Source organism: Paracoccus albus, from assembly GCF_027913035.1.
GTDB lineage: Bacteria > Pseudomonadota > Alphaproteobacteria > Rhodobacterales > Rhodobacteraceae > Paracoccus > Paracoccus albus.
Genome location: NZ_CP115775.1, coordinates 1,647,388 through 1,661,980, shown reverse-complemented (window position 1 = coordinate 1,661,980; position 14,593 = coordinate 1,647,388). Strand labels below are relative to the sequence as shown.

The 14,593-nt window shown below is 59.1% G+C and carries 14 protein-coding genes; 4 read left to right on the top strand and 10 right to left on the bottom strand.

Going from position 1 to position 14,593, the window contains the following annotated elements:
• The first annotated feature begins 160 nt into the window (after nucleotides 1-160).
• Together PAF20_RS08280 and PAF20_RS08275 are read left to right on the top strand one after the other, a co-directional pair.
• The gene (locus PAF20_RS08280; RefSeq protein ID WP_271070206.1) at nucleotides 161-625 is read left to right on the top strand and encodes a MarR family winged helix-turn-helix transcriptional regulator; all 465 of its coding nucleotides are present in this window, start codon (nucleotides 161-163) and stop codon (nucleotides 623-625) included.
• 101 nt (nucleotides 626-726) lie between these two features.
• Nucleotides 727-1,719, top strand: coding sequence for a formylglycine-generating enzyme family protein (locus PAF20_RS08275; RefSeq protein WP_353620580.1), 993 nt, complete (start codon nucleotides 727-729; stop codon nucleotides 1,717-1,719).
• A 301-nt stretch (nucleotides 1,720-2,020) separates the two neighbouring features.
• Here the strand turns inward: PAF20_RS08275 and PAF20_RS08270 are convergent, their stop codons facing one another.
• The 3 genes from PAF20_RS08270 to PAF20_RS08260 all read right to left on the bottom strand — a co-directional run bounded on the left by PAF20_RS08270 (nucleotide 2,021) and on the right by PAF20_RS08260 (nucleotide 4,403).
• A complete protein-coding gene (locus tag PAF20_RS08270) occupies nucleotides 2,021-2,977 on the bottom strand; it encodes a DNA N-6-adenine-methyltransferase (protein WP_271073217.1) in 957 nt (318 codons plus the stop codon).
• 464 nt (nucleotides 2,978-3,441) lie between these two features.
• Nucleotides 3,442-4,011, bottom strand: a complete 570-nt coding sequence (locus PAF20_RS08265) for a super-infection exclusion protein B (RefSeq protein ID WP_271073216.1) — start codon at nucleotides 4,009-4,011, stop codon at nucleotides 3,442-3,444.
• The gene (locus PAF20_RS08260) at nucleotides 4,011-4,403 is read right to left on the bottom strand and encodes a hypothetical protein (protein ID WP_271073215.1); all 393 of its coding nucleotides are present in this window, start codon (nucleotides 4,401-4,403) and stop codon (nucleotides 4,011-4,013) included. Before PAF20_RS08260 ends, PAF20_RS08265 begins: the two co-directional genes overlap by 1 nt.
• Before the next feature lie 67 nt (nucleotides 4,404-4,470).
• On the opposite strand from PAF20_RS08260, the gene PAF20_RS08255 reads away from it, so the two are divergent.
• Nucleotides 4,471-5,597 (top strand): IS3 family transposase gene (locus tag PAF20_RS08255; protein ID WP_271072460.1). Its coding sequence is split into 2 segments (ribosomal slippage): nucleotides 4,471-4,735 and nucleotides 4,735-5,597, totalling 1,128 coding nucleotides; the frame shifts between segments, so codons are not numbered across the junction.
• Here the strand turns inward: PAF20_RS08255 and PAF20_RS08250 are convergent.
• The 7 genes from PAF20_RS08250 to PAF20_RS08220 form a co-directional block, all read right to left on the bottom strand.
• On the bottom strand, nucleotides 5,594-5,887 hold the full coding sequence (locus PAF20_RS08250) for a phosphoribosyltransferase-like protein (RefSeq protein WP_271073214.1): 294 nt from the start codon (nucleotides 5,885-5,887) through the stop codon (nucleotides 5,594-5,596). The genes PAF20_RS08255 and PAF20_RS08250 overlap by 4 nt on opposite strands.
• A 40-nt stretch (nucleotides 5,888-5,927) precedes the next feature.
• Nucleotides 5,928-7,724 carry a GmrSD restriction endonuclease domain-containing protein gene (locus tag PAF20_RS08245; RefSeq protein ID WP_271073213.1) on the bottom strand — a complete coding sequence of 599 codons (1,797 nt, stop codon included), beginning with the start codon at nucleotides 7,722-7,724 and terminating at the stop codon, nucleotides 5,928-5,930.
• 2 nt (nucleotides 7,725-7,726) lie between these two features.
• On the bottom strand, nucleotides 7,727-9,859 hold the full coding sequence (locus PAF20_RS08240) for a type I restriction-modification system subunit M (protein ID WP_271073212.1): 2,133 nt from the start codon (nucleotides 9,857-9,859) through the stop codon (nucleotides 7,727-7,729).
• Nucleotides 9,856-10,068, bottom strand: coding sequence for a helix-turn-helix domain-containing protein (locus PAF20_RS08235; protein ID WP_101754046.1), 213 nt, complete (start codon nucleotides 10,066-10,068; stop codon nucleotides 9,856-9,858). The genes PAF20_RS08240 and PAF20_RS08235 overlap by 4 nt, the downstream gene beginning before the upstream one ends.
• A gap of 347 nt (nucleotides 10,069-10,415) precedes the next feature.
• Nucleotides 10,416-11,333 carry a plasmid partitioning protein RepB C-terminal domain-containing protein gene (locus PAF20_RS08230; RefSeq protein WP_271073211.1) on the bottom strand — a complete coding sequence of 306 codons (918 nt, stop codon included), beginning with the start codon at nucleotides 11,331-11,333 and terminating at the stop codon, nucleotides 10,416-10,418.
• A complete protein-coding gene (locus tag PAF20_RS08225; RefSeq protein WP_271073210.1) occupies nucleotides 11,330-12,238 on the bottom strand; it encodes a plasmid partitioning protein RepB C-terminal domain-containing protein in 909 nt (302 codons plus the stop codon). Before PAF20_RS08225 ends, PAF20_RS08230 begins: the two co-directional genes overlap by 4 nt.
• A complete protein-coding gene (locus PAF20_RS08220; protein ID WP_271073209.1) occupies nucleotides 12,238-13,761 on the bottom strand; it encodes a recombinase family protein in 1,524 nt (507 codons plus the stop codon). The genes PAF20_RS08225 and PAF20_RS08220 overlap by 1 nt, the downstream gene beginning before the upstream one ends.
• A gap of 145 nt (nucleotides 13,762-13,906) precedes the next feature.
• Here PAF20_RS08220 and PAF20_RS08215 point away from each other — a divergent pair, with 145 nt between their 5' ends.
• On the top strand, nucleotides 13,907-14,317 hold the full coding sequence (locus PAF20_RS08215; protein ID WP_271073208.1) for a hypothetical protein: 411 nt from the start codon (nucleotides 13,907-13,909) through the stop codon (nucleotides 14,315-14,317).
• Nucleotides 14,318-14,593: the final 276 nt, after the last annotated feature.

Here is a 14,593-nt window from a genome sequence, read left to right as displayed (position 1 = left end):
TCGCGGATTCTGCGTATATAGCGCAATTTCGTGGCGTCATCGTCAACAATAGCTGGATGATTAGCTGAATGAAAATTTCATGACGCGAACGGTGTTTCCAGGTGATTGACCAGACCCGAGGAATCCAGAATATTGCATAACCGCTGTATGGAGAGACCATGTGGATCGGATCGATGTTTGCCTGATCGCGCTGCGCAGAATTCTGCGCGCGTCCGAAATGCATGGCAGGGAACTTGCGCAATCCGCTGGCATGACGCCGGTGCAACTGCGTGTTGTGCAGATCGTCGCTGAAACCGGGTCCAGCACCGGTACGGCGATTGCAAAGAGAATGCATGTTGCGCCAGCCACGGTCACGGCAATAATCGACAAACTCGAACGCGCGGGCCATGTCAGCCGCGAACAAAGCCTGGCCGACCGACGTCAGACGATGATCGTTCTGACGGATCAGGGCAGGGCGGCACTGGCGCGCGCGCCAGATGCGTTGCAGCAGAAATTCGCGACCGACTTTGATCGGCTGGAGGATTGGGAGCAGGCGATGATCGTCGCCACACTGGAACGTGTGGCCTCTATGCTTGACAGCTCTGACACCGATAGTGGCGCGGTTCTTTATCCGGGTGAATTATAGCAAATCCCCGTAGCGACAGCACAATTCCGGGATAGGGGTGTTTGCCTTCGCCGCCCGGTAGCGTAGCCCTCGGAATGGTTTTGCGCTTAAGTATCTGAGAGTTGAAGGAGCCCGAATTGTCGAAGAGAGGTAAAACAGGTTGCTGCGCTCCCGTCGAACAGCGGCCCGGTGCAGGTCGCGATGCGGGTTTTCTGCAATCCGCGCTGCAGGTTCCTCCCGCATCAGAGGCCATCAGGCAGGAGCTCCGCGCTCGTCTGAAGCCGATCACCGGCGGGATATTTGAAATGGGAACGCGCAGATCTTCTTTTGCAGATGACCTCGACAGCCCGCGCCGCAAGGTCAAGTTGACCCCTTATCGCATGTCGCCGACGGCCGTGACGAATGCCGAATATGCCCGTTTTGTGGCCGAAACCGGGTATAGGACGGTTGCCGAGCAGGAGGGGTGGAGTTTCGTTTTTCACCTGCTGCTTGATAATGCTGATCGTTTTACCGAATTTCCGCCAAACGTCCCCTGGTGGCGCAAGGTCGATGGCTCCTGCTGGTCCGCGCCAGAGGGACCGGGTTCTGACATCAAATCTCGCGGCGATCATCCTGTCGTGCATATCGCCTGGTATGACGCATTGGCCTATTGCAACTGGTCGGGGCTGCAATTGCCCAGCGAAGCACAGTGGGAGCGCGCGGCACGCGGTGGGCTGGCCAATCGCAAATTCCCCTGGGGGGATGAGCTGATGCCGGGTGGCAAATACGCGATGAACACTTTTCAGGGCCAATTCCCGATGCATAACAGCGCCGATGACGGCTGGATCGGCACGGCCCCCGTCGATGCCTTTGAGCCTAATGGCTTCGGCATGTTCAACATGACAGGCAATGTCTGGGAATGGGTGCATGATCGCTTCGGGCCGCTGCCGGCTGCGGGAAAGCTGCCGCCCCTTGATCCGACAGGTGGGACCGAAGGCTACGCTCGCGTTCAGCGCGGCGGGTCATATCTGTGCCATATCAGCTATTGCGACCGCTACCACGTCCACTCACGCACCCGCAACGATCCTGACAGTTCGACAGGAAATTGCGGATTTCGGGTGGCTGCAGCCGCTTAGATTAGTTTCAGTATCAGCCGTTCTAGCCAACTGCATGGCGCGGGCACCGCGACTCTCGCAATCGGGAGTGGTCGCAGTAGCTCGAATCCATCAGTTTTGGGATTTTTGGCTCCGGCGGTAGGGTCCGCAGCAAATCCAAAAAAAAAATCAATGAAAACAAGGGCTGGACCTCTGCGAAAAAACCCTCGGACCTGCATTGTCCCCATCGGAGTGCCACAGTCAAGGGGACAAGGTGATTTGAGGCGTTTTACTTCGCTTTTACTTGACAGAAAACACCCGACCTATGAGATTTGAGACGCATTCATCCAGCCTTCTTGGTGTTTTCGCGTCTTGCATACCAAACGGCATGGCCGCCGGTCGCGGCTTCGATTGCGGTGGCAATGTTCGGGCAGAAGTTCCACAGGACAAGAGCAGACGGAAATGGTGCTGCTCTTTTCCCATCCCCGAATGCCAAACGCCCTTTCAAGAATACTACATCAGCTTCCCCCGCAATGTGATTGTGCCACCAAAGCGTATCGGTTCGCGCGGGTACTAAACCGATAACCTGTGAGCCGTCCCTTGCTTCTTCCTGGGCTTTGGTAATCCACTGACGCATCACGGTGCCATATGGCGGGTTCATAAATACTTTGCCGCGCCACTCTCTTGTCAGGCCGTCTTCGGCTGCGCAGAACTTGATTGCCGCCCTGACATGGCCGCCCCCATCATCCGGCGCGCATGGGTCGAGGTCGAAGGCTCCAACAGCATTTTCAACGGCGTCAAATAGGTCGGGCGGCGTATGCCAGCCGTGGAATACAGACGCGTTGACGCTAGACGCAAAGAATGTCGGCGAATGGTCGGCGGGCACGATTGCCAATCCTGCACCAACCAGTGCGGCATAATCGGCAACAGTGGCGATGCGGCTATCCCCGCCATTCTCCATTTTGGCAATGGTAGAGCGGGACAGGCCAAGTTGGGTGGCGATACCTCTGGCACTCAACCCATGGCGCTTGCGAAGGGTGATGAGGCCTGCAACAAGGGCATCGCCCGGCGCATGGCGAGCGATAAGTTTCTGCCCGATGGCGGTCAGGGCTGGCAGCAGGGTACGCAAAGTACCATTGCCCTTCTCGATAGCCTTGATGGTTCCGACCGAAACCCCTGCGAACGTGGCCACGGCTTCTTGGCTGACTTTTGCCATTCGACGCTGCTGCCTGAAACCTTTTCCGATGCGCGCGGCGTAGTGGCCTACTTTTCTATCCAAAACTTGCCTTCCATCAATCATCTGTGGCTTGCTTTTCTATCCAGTTTGAGGCAGAGCAAAGGCAGAAGCGAGGCTGTTGTTGGTGGCCTGAACTTTTTTTGCCCTTCCGATTTCCGCCTGCCTGAAACTTGCCAATCTGTCCTGTGCCAATCACGAATGGACAAGGCATTACACAGGCAAGAGAGACCAAACGCAGCCTAGCACAGCCCTTTAGCGGACATCCGAACTGGAACCTTTGGAATGTCAGTCTATGGCTTTCCAGCGACTATGATACCTACAAGCACTGCTCGTCCTTGGTTCAGTCCTATGGATTGAAACGGTCGGTCGATATTCTTTACGCGGAGATCGGAAACACACAAACGCCTGATGTTGCGCGCTACACGAAGATTGCGCTTCAACATGCCCTTCGAGGGATCGCTGACTACAGGGGATACTAACAAAGTCGTCCAGACGCTTTGAAATCGGTGGGATGGAACTCAGCCAGCCTACCAACTGTGCCATGTGGTCGATCTGCGCACAATCTCGCGGATTTCATCGTCAAAGCGAATAGAAGTCTTGAAGTCATCGGGCATCCGGTCGTGTCCGCGCTCCAATACGATGGCGTAGATGTCGTCGGGCATATAATGATGAACTTCTGCTAGCGACTGTGGGCCGGAAAGAACTCGTAGGCAGCCCTTTTGGCGCAACGAGATCATTACCGGATTATCGAATGCGCCTTTGATGACCTTGATGCTACTCTGCGTCATCACCCAAAGAACGCACAACTCTTCGAGGTTCAGCGAAAGGAACGCCTCTTCCACCATCTGCTTCCGCTTCCTCGCGTAGTAAGGGCGCATCGCAAGCCGCCGTGCGCTTGATAGGATTTCTACTGCAAGGATAGCCGCAGACAGGAACAGGATGACAACAAAGAAAGTCTCATATTCGGTCGTGAAGGCTGGGCGCTTGATGCCCAGCCAATCGAACGGCGCGAATAGCAGAGCCGCTGCGAACAGAAAGACCGCAAGGGCTGTCTTGGTTGATTTGAACGGTGCTAGGAGCGCGGAAAGGTCGGGCATCAGTCCTCCGCTACTGGTTGTTCGATGATTAGTTTCAACGGATCAGAATCTTCGGAAGCCGGATGACGCAGGTTGGATCGCAAGGCCCTCGAAATCTTGGTAATCCTATCAAAGCGTGGAAACAGGGACATCTCGGCCATTTCAACAAAGGCCTCTTGGGCTGCCCGGTATCGGCTTGGTTGCAATATTCCTGCCTTCACCAAATCATCCTCACTCTTGGAAATGAAGTCTTTCAATATGTTGCCTCGGCGAGAAAGGGGGGCGATAAAAATTGGCACCATTTCGCGATGTTCGAGGTCAATCAGAAGATCGGAATAGTTAGCGTGAACCAAGTTCTGGCTGACAAGAAAGCGGATATAGCCCTCAAGAAAATCATATTCCGAGTAGCCCAAGTGGAGTAGCCCCCTGAAAGTGGTCCACCAACTGGGATAGATTGTCCCGTATATTGGAGGATCAGCGATGGCTGGGAAACGAGAGAAGCCCGAAGATGTTGTATCGAAGCTTCGGCAGGTAGAAGTTCTGCAAGGGCAAGGCGCAACGATTGCCGAGGCGGTGCGCCAGATCGGCGTGACGGAGCAGACGTTTTACCGCTGGCGTAAGCTCTATGGCGGGATGCAGCGGTCGCAGCTCACGCGGCTGAAAGAGCTGGAGAAAGAGAACCAACGGCTGCGACGGGCGGTGTCCGATTTGACCTTGGACAAGCTCATCCTGACGGAAGCGGCGAAGGGAAACTTCTAAGCCCTTCGCGTCGTCGCAAGTGCATCGACCATGTGCGGCGGGAACTCGGCGTGTCCGAACGCCGCGCCTGCCGCGCGCTCGGTCAGCATCGATCTACGCAGCGCAAGATACCGCAGGGCCGCGCCAATGAAGAGCGTCTGACCGATGACATCATCGAACTGGCCGACAAATACGGGCGCTATGGATATCGCATGGTGACGGGTCTGCTGAACAACGCGGGCTGGTGTGTGAACCACAAGCGGGTCGAGCGCATCTGGCGACGTGAAGGGCTGAAGGTCCCGCAAAAGCAAAAGAAGAAAGGGCGGCTCTGGCTGAACGATGGGTCATGCGTCCGGCTCAGGCCGGAGCGTCCAAACCATGTCTGGTCATACGACTTCGTTCAAGACCGCACTGCTGACGGGCGGGTCTATCGGACGCTGAATATCATTGACGAACACACCAGGGAGGCGCTGATGATCCGCGTCGATCGCAAGCTCAACTCAACCGATGTGCTGGATGCATTGACCGACCTGTTCATCCTCCGCGGCACGCCGGAATACATAAGATCCGACAATGGGCCGGAATTTATCGCGCAGAAGGTGCGGGAGTGGATTGCAGCCGTCGGCGCGAAAACGGCTTACATCGAACCAGGCTCACCATGGGAAAACGGATACTGTGAAAGCTTCAATGCCCGGTTCCGCGACGAACTGCTCAACGGAGAAATCTTCTACAGCCTAAGGGAGGCCCAAGTCCTGATCGAGCAATGGCGTATCCACTACAACACAGTCAGGCCGCACAGCGCATTGGGTTACCGTCCGCCTGCGCCCGAAAGCATCGTCCCGATGGACCAGAGGCCCACGATGCACTAACAATCAAACCGGACCACCCGATGGGGGCACGCCAATTTGTCGTCTAAGTCCTTTCCTCCGTCGCCGATTACCCGTGCATGGTCGGCCAGTTCTTTCTCGATTTCGCGCTTTGAAAAGTATGTTCTCTGGAGAACATAATCCATCTCTCGGAGCATAGGTAATCTCAGCTCTGCATCGAATTGCGAGATCCATCTGCCGACGTGGTCCGGCGTCGGCGCAGGCAGGTCGCCCTCACGATAGTCGGCGGTTGTCGCTGCAATCGAAGCCAGAAGATCATCTCGTTCAGCCATTCACCATTCCCCAATTCTGGCAGCGTATTCAGCGTACAATTTAAAGTCCTTCGAAATATGTCTTGATCTTCTGTGCCATCAGCTTGCGCCGCTCCTCCAAGAAGTCGTCAAAGGCGGGGATCTCCCCGTCCAGCATGCACTCTGGCAAGCAGCTCATCAGAAGATTTGCCCGCATCTCCTCAATCGTCGTGATGCCACCATACTTCTTGGCGCCGCCGTTGCACTGGTCCGCCAGCTCGGCGAAGTAGACCTTCGGATCGCGGTCACCGATGCCGATGTTGATCTCGCTCTGGGCGAGGACGAAGTTGGCGATCTGGTTGTATCGGCCGCGTGTGAGACCTTGGCCCTTGAGGTGATTGCGTGGATAGACGTGATGCACGTCGCTCCGGTTCAACAGCAGGTCACGCACGGTGATGTCTCGAGACAAGAACCCGAGGTCGCCGAGCTTCACCTGCGCTGCACGATAGACGAGGAAATAGGGGCTCGAAGCGGACGATGTGTCCATCTCCTGCGGCAGCAGAGTGTTCCAGAAGCTTTCGGGCAGCTCCGCGTCGATCACGGCATCGGTGTATGTGGCCAGGCCGCGGGACTCGATCTGACGGATATCGAAATCGAAGGCCGTTTCGGGGCTGCCAGAATAACGCCCGCGCAGGAGCGACATGACGTACCAGCGCCGGACGAGACGCTCGATGTCGGCGGCCGGCATGCCTTCGGCGCGGCCACGAAGGTAGAGAATGTACGCAAAGTTGATGGCGTTCTGGCTGCGGATCAGGCCGGAGGTGACGAACCCGGCCGAGCGCAGGATCATCGTGAGCCTGTCAAAATGGGTCTTGTTGATGAAGTTGAGGACACCGGCCTTCAGCTTGTCGAAGGCCTCCTCGGCGACCGCTTCCTCGTACTGCTTCGTCTCGAAGTTACGTCCCGACAGCAGGGCGACCAAATCCTGAAGCTTGCCCCTGCGGAACTCCGACGTGAACGCCACGCGCAGCATGTCGGTGTAGGATGGGTCGTAGAGGTCGTCGTTCACGTCCTTCAGCCAACGCATCTTCGGCAGGAACTCGGAAGCGGCGAATGCCTTGTCGCCCTTCTCGATGCGAGGCAGGAATTCGGGCGCGACTGCGAGGTGGCAGAAATAGTCGATCGCCTTGCGCAGCATGTTGCCGCCATAGGTGTCGTTCGCCGCGATTTTCGACATGGCGAAATCCGCTTGGCTGAGCGATGCCCCGGCCGAATTCACCCGGATGAAGATCTCAGTGACCGTCTCGATGTCGAGGTCTTCGGCCAGCTCGATGATGCCGACCTGATTGTTGATGATCTTGCGGACCTTCTCCAGCACCAATGAAATCTGGTCCTGATCAACGTCCGGATTGCGCGCTGTATATTCGCGCGTGAGCTTGGTCAGGCTAACATCAGGCGCGAAGACCGTTGCCAAGTCAGGGATCCACGAGGCGTCCTTCTGGATGGCCGGGTTCGAAACCTCGAAGCGCTCCTCGACCGGGTGGAACGCGATCCGAATGCGTACGGTCTCGTAATCCTTGGTCAGCACCTCCTGGCCGAGCAACGCGGCCATGAGCGCGGTGACGCGCTGTTGCCCGTCGATCAAGATGCGCTTACCCGAGGATGTGGAACCGTCTTTCAGCCTGACCGACGGGTTCCGCCAGGCGATCAGATAGCCGACCGGATAGCCCTGATAGAGCGAGTCCAGAAGGTTGCGGACCTTGGTCGCATCCCAAACGAAGGGGCGCTGGATTTCCGGTATCGCGATCTCGCCGGACTTCACCCAGGTAAGCAGGGTTTCGATCGGATGGGGGGTGACTGAGTACCGTTGGGTGGCCATGCTCAGCGGCCTCCCGTTAGCACGTCTTCAAGAAGGCCTTCGGTTTCCTGCTCAAGAGCCCGGATGTCGGCCTCGATCTCTTGGAGCGTCCGCAGCGGCTGCGGCTTGTAGAAGTGCCGCGTGAAGGAGATTTCATAGCCGATGACCGTCTTGGAGGGATCGATCCAGGCGTCCGCCGCATGAGGCAGAACCTCGCGACGGAAGAACGCCTCGATACCGCCGTCTTCCAAAAACGGCACCTGTTCGGTGTCCCTCAACTCCGTGTCCGGCTCGAATTCGACGATCGCTGGTTTGCCACCGACGGTCAGATGATAGTTGCCGTAGAGCACATCAGATTCAGCATCGGCGCCCGGCTTGATCTTGGACACCTTCTTGATGACCGGTTCCGCCCCGGGATCCTTGATGCCCAACCCAGCCATCAGGAGCTTCTGGCGCTTGGCTGTCATACGGACGCCGCGCTTGCCCGCCACTGCTTCGGCTTCTTCAAGGAAGCGGTTGAAATCGAGATGGGGGCCTTCCCCAAGCCGCTCAGCCACCGCTTCCACAACGCCAATGAGGGGCTCTTCAGCAGCCTCAGCGCACGTCTTCGCTAAGCGACGCTGCGCGCTCGCGGACAGTTCGACCTTCAAGCGCAAGGGCCGCTCGACAGTCACCTTCCAGTAACCGAACGCCGCATTGGGGAAGATCTTCGACTGCTCGCTTTCCTCGCTGTTGAGGAAGCTGTCGCAGGTGCGCTTGATGTCATCTGGCCCGAGAATGCAGTTCTTCTTGCCGAGGTTTTTCCGCAGAGGTTTGAACCACGCCGTCGCATCAATCAGCTGGACCTTGCCCTTGCGGGACTCTGCCTTGCGATTGCTGAGCACCCAAATGTAAGTCGCGATCCCGGTGTTGTAGAAGATGTTCAGCGGCAGCGCGATGATGGCCTCAAGCCAATCATTCTCGATGACCCAACGCCGGACATTGCTCTCACCCGATCCCGCATCGCCTGTGAACAGGGATGAGCCATTGTGGACCTCGGCGATCCGGCTGCCGACCTTGGTGGCCTTCTTCATCTTGCTCAGCATGTTGGCTAGAAACACCATCTGGCCATCGCTGGAGCGCGTGATCAGGCTGTACTCGGGATCGCCATCGTGCTCGATCACAAAGCGGGGGTCGGTGATGTCCTTCTTGCCGCCGAGCCGGTCGAGATCGGATTTCCAGCTCTTGCCGTAAGGAGGGTTCGAAAGCATGAAATCGAACTCACTCGATGGAAATGCATCGCTGGAGAGCGTCGAGCCATACTTCATGTTCTCGGCTTCGGCCCCTTCACCTTTTAGGATGAGGTCCGCCTTGCTGATGGCGAATGTCTCGGGATTGACCTCCTGCCCGTAGAGGTGGACCGACACCTCTTTCCCGTGGTCGGTCGCCAACTTGATCAGCGTCTCTTCCGCGACCGTCAGCATGCCTCCCGTGCCGCAGGCACCATCGTAGACGAGATAGGTGCCTGACTGAATTTCATCCGCGATCGGCATGAAGATCAGGTACGCCATGAGCTCGACCACGTCACGAGGCGTGAAGTGCTCTCCGGCCTCCTCGTTGTTCTCTTCGTTGAACCGCCTGATAAGCTCCTCGAAGATTGTTCCCATTGAGTGGTTGTCGAGCCCAGGCAGACGCACACTTCCGTCTTGGTGCAATACGGGTTTAGGGCTGAGATTAACTGATGGGTCGAGGAACTTTTCGATCAGGAACCCGAGCGCGTCCGCTTCGACAAGCGTTGGGATCTGATTGCGGAACTTGAACTTGTCGAGCACTTCCTGAACGTTCGGGGAGAAGCCGTCGAGGTAGGCCTCGAAGTCCGACTTCAGCTGCTGGCGGCGCGCGCGAGACGTGAGGTCGCGAAGACGGAACTGCGATGTGTTGTAGAAGGCTTCGCCCGACGCCTGGCAAAGAGCCGCGTGCTGGTTGGCGACTGCTGCCTTATCCAGCTGCGCCTTCATAGCCAAGACCGCGTCCTTGGTCGGTTCAAGCACGGCGTCGAGCCGACGAATGACGGTCATCGGCAGGATGACGTCCCGGTATTTGCCGCGAACATAGACATCGCGCAGAACATCATCAGCGATGTTCCAGATAAAATTGCTGATGTTCAGATCGCTCACTCGGGTCCCCTCAAACTTTCTTTTTTCGCAGCTTTTTTCTGCAGATCGATCCAGCCATCGAGGTCTGACCTCTTGAAGCGCCATGCGCCGGCCACTTTGAAACCCGGCAGATCGCCGCGCTTTGCGAGCCGATAAACCGTCTTTTCGTCGACGTTCAGGTAGCCAGCCACATCCCGCACGGTCATGGCTTGGTCAGCCGCATCCGCCATCACAACGCCCTCAATGTTTCTCTGAACATATCAGGGCAAGCTAGGGTAAGCCAGTCCAATGCTGGCTACCGCTGGGCGAAGACTACACGTCTAGCCCAATCAATACTGGTCAATCCTCAATCAGAAACGAGCGTGCCGAGCCGAGCAACGACTCGACACGCCCGAAGTTTGACACAACCGCAAGCGCGGCCGCGCGGCCGGCGAAAACTCGAGCCGGCCTGGTGGGCTCCGAGCGGGTTCGCCGCCATCCCCACCCCACCGCCGCGCTTGATCCGGCCCACAGTCCGGCGTCTCCCGCGGTCCCCGCGCTTATCGGGTCCGGGTCCCCATAGTGCACCAGCGGTCCGCTACTCGGCGTCGGCGGCCTCGGCTGGCGTGATCTCGGTGATGGTCTGGAATTCGCCGAGGAATTCTGGATGGTTCTGCGCCAGATAGCGCACGACCCGGGCGTTCCCGAGCAACTTGCCGACATAGCCCTTGATCACGGTCAGGTGCAGGTGATCCTGCCCGTAGGTGTCCTGGATCGAGGCGATCCCCTCCTGCAGACGGGCCAGTTCCTGTTCCATGCGCGCCATCGCCTCGGGCGTGATGCCCTTGACCTTCTTCGGCTTGGAGGACTCGACCAGTTGGGCCTGCGGCGTTCCTGCCAGGATCGCATTCACGTAGGCGACGGAATAGTTGTTCGCGTTGACCAGAAGCTCGGCCGCCTCGATCTGGCGCATGGTCTTCATCTTGCGCAGCGCATCGAACACGGCGTTCGTGCACGGCTTGTCTTTCAGGATCGCGACGGCCTCTTCGCAGATGCCGTCCAGAAGACGCGCCTTGCGCCGGATGCTGCTCATGTTGAGGTCGAGGGCGAGCGCGATCTTCTCCTCAGGCACGCCGCGCTCGATCGCCTTGCGGATCATCTTGTGTTCCTGGATCGGCGCGAGCCGGCTGACCTGCCGGTTGTAGGTGAAAGCCTCGTCGTCCGTGGAAACGAGACACTCCACCTGGCTCTCGCCCGCGTCCTTCAAGGCCTCGATCCGCAGGTGGCCGTCCAGCAGCAACCAGGTCGCGGACTTGTCGGAGTTCCGGACGACGACGGGCGGCTCGACGATCCCGATCTGGGCGATAGAGGCCACGATCTGCCGGTACTTCCGGCTCGATTTCGCGGACTTGCCGAGGGCGCGGAGCGGTAGGATCGCGTCTAAGGGGAGGGTCACACAGTCGTCCTCGAACCCGAGCGTGACGCTCTTCGGGGTGTCGCGTGCGTCGCGCTTCATGCCGGTGCTCCGTCAGCCGCGGACCGCGCGAGATCGGCGGGCATCGTCTCGAGTCCCTCCGCCCGGAGCAAGGTCATGAAATGCGCATCCGCGCAGAGCTTTCGGAAGGCCTCGCGCACGAACATCAGCCGGCTCTGGGTGAGCTCGGCCTTCTTGATCAGAAGCTTCTGGCGCGTGGCTTCCTGCTGATACGCCCGGACAAGGCCCTCGCTCGTCAGCGCCCGTTTCGGAGGCTTGCGTCCGAGTTGGTTGCTGTGGAGCTGCGGGCCGCGCAGTTCGCGCTGCTGGATCAGGCGGCGCACGAGCGCCAGCTTCCGTCCCCGCAGCTTGTTCTGGGTGTAGGCGTCCATCAGCGCCTTCTGCGCGCCCTTGGCGTCGGTCTTGGAGATCTGGATGGCGAGGTTCAGCGGGAGAACGCCGGTCTCCACGGCCGAGACCAGGCGCTCCTCGCCCTTCTCCAACAGGCCGGCGATCATGTTCACATATTCAGTGGACACGCCGATCTTCTCCCCGATCTGGCGGTCGTTGTAGCCGCGCTCGCGGAGAGCGCCGATCTCGCGCATCAGGTCGATGGGGTTGTGCTGCCGCCGCGCGCAATTCTCGACGAGACTCATCACGAGGCAATCGCTCTCGTCAGCGTCGATCACGATGGCGGGGATGCGGTCCTGCTTCAGTTCGATGAAGGCCTCGAGGCGGCCCTGACCGCAGACGAGGTCGTATTCCTGCGGGTCGGTCCCGGCACGCGGCGCCACGGTGATCGGGCGCTTCAGACCGATACGCGCGATGTTCTCCACCATCGCCTCGAAGGTGCGCCGGTTGCGGACGCGGGGATTAAGGACCCGAACCCTGTTTGTCGGGATCAGCGTCACCTGCTTCTGGCTGGTCGGCTCCATGTCGTCGGGCATCACGCCACCTCCGCGATCCTTGCCCGCGAGGCGAGCGCGTAGAAGAAATCGAGCGTGTCGAACCGGTACGCATCAAGTGCGAGCCCGTTCTGCTCGGCGAATTTCAGTTTCCCGAATGTCATGTCGATGCTGGGCAGCACGAAATAGTCGCGCGGCGCCTCGTTCACCTCGTCCATGCGTACGGCGATGGTGATGTCCGGCACCAGGCCAGTGTCGAGGCGGATGCGCCAGCGCAGCGACCCGGCCGCCGTCGCGGTGCACCGGGCCAGCCCGATGGACACGGTGAACTCGTCGTTGACGCGAACAAGGTCTGTATCCGAGTCCTGGACCGCCCGCCCGCCGTGCCGCGTGACTCCGGCGATGATCTCGGCCACCACCTGCGGATGAGCCTGTCGCAGAGCCCGGTTGATCTCGATGTAGCTGTAGTCGCGGTCCGGCTCGTAGCCGATCAGCCCGTAGGCGCGGAGCAGGCTGCCGAAGCGGATGCGATAGGCGCTGGAGGACGGCAGGTTTTCCTCCTCGTCGATGATCAGGCCCGACAGCATGCCTTGTCGCTGGAGGATCGCGCGCAGGGCGTCGAGCAGTTCCTCATCCGAGAAATGGCGGCTGCGGGCGTCCACGATCTCTCGGGCGCGCAGGAACAGCGCCTGATCGACGATGGCCGGATCGGCGCCCTCGGCCCGGATCCACATTTCGCGCGGGTTCACCACGCGGCGCTGCTTTAGCTTGAAGGACACCTTCGCGAAGACATTGTTCCCTATGTATTTTTCGTTGGTCAGCACCTGATGGACGGTCGCGCGGGCCCACGGCCGGTCAAGATCGGTGCGGTGACCTTCGGCGTTCAGCACCTCCGCAATCTCGCGCTCGGGGCGCCCCTCGTTCACGAACATCTCGTACATGCGCTGGACGACCCGCTGTTCCTCCTCGGGGCCGGGCACCAGGATGACGCGGTCGGTCTGGAGGCTCTTCTGCTCGCCGCGCGACAGCTCGCCCTTGGGGTTGCCGTGCTCGTCGATCAGCACCCGCCGCAGCCCGTATCCGGCCGCGCCGCCCTGGCGATAGCCCAGTTCGATGAGTCGGCACTGCCCGGCGAAGACCTTCACCGACAGCTCGCGGCTGTACTCGCCGGCCATCACGCGCTTGACGGTCTTCAGGAGGTTCGAGCCGATGCTGCCGTCGTTCTCAAACTGCTCGCCACAGTAATGGACCCGGATGCCAGCCCGGGAGCAGACGTGCTCGTGGTACGCGCCTTCGTCGGCATCCTGAAACCGGCCCCAACGGCTAACGTCATAGACGAGGATCGCCTTGAAATCGGCCTGGCCGGATTGAACCTCGGCCATTAGGTTCTGCAGCGCCTCTCGGCCATCGAGCCGCAGGCCGGATCGCCCGGAGTCCTCGAAAACGCGCAGGATTTGCAGGCCGCGGGCGACAGCGTAGTTGCGGATGACGTCCAGCTGGTTCTCGGTCGAGTATTTCTGGTGATCGGTCGACATCCGCACATACGCGACTGCTGGGACGTCCATCTCTGACGCACCGTCGCTCTTGCCGGAAATGGTCGAAGATCGACCGCTCACACATGCATCTCCTCGGTATTGCTGGCAAATCCATCCGAACCGCCTGAATCCAGGGCTGAATCCCTCCGGTCCATGTAAAGCGAGGGAGGCCGGAATGTCGTTTCCGAAAAAGGGCAAGTTCTTTCCGAAAGAAAACGGGTATAGTGGAAACGGTCGGCAGCAATCCGAGGACGGGTTCGCCGACGAAATCGCAGCGGCGCTGCGCAGATCACTCGGCGACAGCAGGGCGGGGGCGAAGGTTGTGGCGTCCTGGACCGGGGCGAACGAGAAGACAGTGAAGAATTGGTTCGCCGGACGGTACGGTCCGAGCGGTAACCACCTGGTCTCGCTGGCCCGACACTCCGACGAAGTGCTGGGAACATTCCTTGCGCTGGCGGGACGGCAGGATCTGATGGTGGCTGTGAAGCTCGCGGCCGCAGAGCACGCAATTGAGGAGCTTCTGGTGGCCGTTCGCCAGTTGGGAGCGGATGATGGTCAGGGCGGGCCGAGCGTCTCTTCCGGCTAAAGACCGTGTTTCTGTCCCTCGTTGATGCGCAGATTTTCGCTGCGGTCCCGTGCCGAAGCCATCGACACGGGAGAGAGTTCGGTATTTGTTACACTTCCTCCACCATGATACATTGATTTTATTGAATAATTTCATATATTTCTGATGCTACCTGCCATCCAACATGCCATTGAAAAAACGCTTGTGAACCGGGGCAGACCTTCGTTCACAGCAATGTATGCTGGCGAGACTGAATGAATCGGGCCAGTGCATCCAAGAACGACGCCACTCCTATGC

Excerpts from the sequence above, each read along its gene's own strand:
- PAF20_RS08270 (WP_271073217.1), bottom strand. The coding sequence starts at position 2,977 with ATGATTGATGGAAGGCAAGTTTTGGATAGAAAAGTAGGCCACTACGCC.
- PAF20_RS08265 (WP_271073216.1), bottom strand. The coding sequence starts at position 4,011 with ATGCCCGACCTTTCCGCGCTCCTAGCACCGTTCAAATCAACCAAGACA.
- PAF20_RS08250 (WP_271073214.1), bottom strand. The coding sequence starts at position 5,887 with ATGGCTGAACGAGATGATCTTCTGGCTTCGATTGCAGCGACAACCGCC.
- PAF20_RS08245 (WP_271073213.1), bottom strand. The coding sequence starts at position 7,724 with ATGGCCACCCAACGGTACTCAGTCACCCCCCATCCGATCGAAACCCTG.
- PAF20_RS08235 (WP_101754046.1), bottom strand. The coding sequence starts at position 10,068 with ATGGCGGATGCGGCTGACCAAGCCATGACCGTGCGGGATGTGGCTGGC.
- PAF20_RS08230 (WP_271073211.1), bottom strand. The coding sequence starts at position 11,333 with ATGAAGCGCGACGCACGCGACACCCCGAAGAGCGTCACGCTCGGGTTC.
- PAF20_RS08225 (WP_271073210.1), bottom strand. The coding sequence starts at position 12,238 with ATGCCCGACGACATGGAGCCGACCAGCCAGAAGCAGGTGACGCTGATC.
- PAF20_RS08220 (WP_271073209.1), bottom strand. The coding sequence starts at position 13,761 with ATGGACGTCCCAGCAGTCGCGTATGTGCGGATGTCGACCGATCACCAG.
- PAF20_RS08215 (WP_271073208.1), top strand. The coding sequence starts at position 13,907 with ATGTCGTTTCCGAAAAAGGGCAAGTTCTTTCCGAAAGAAAACGGGTAT.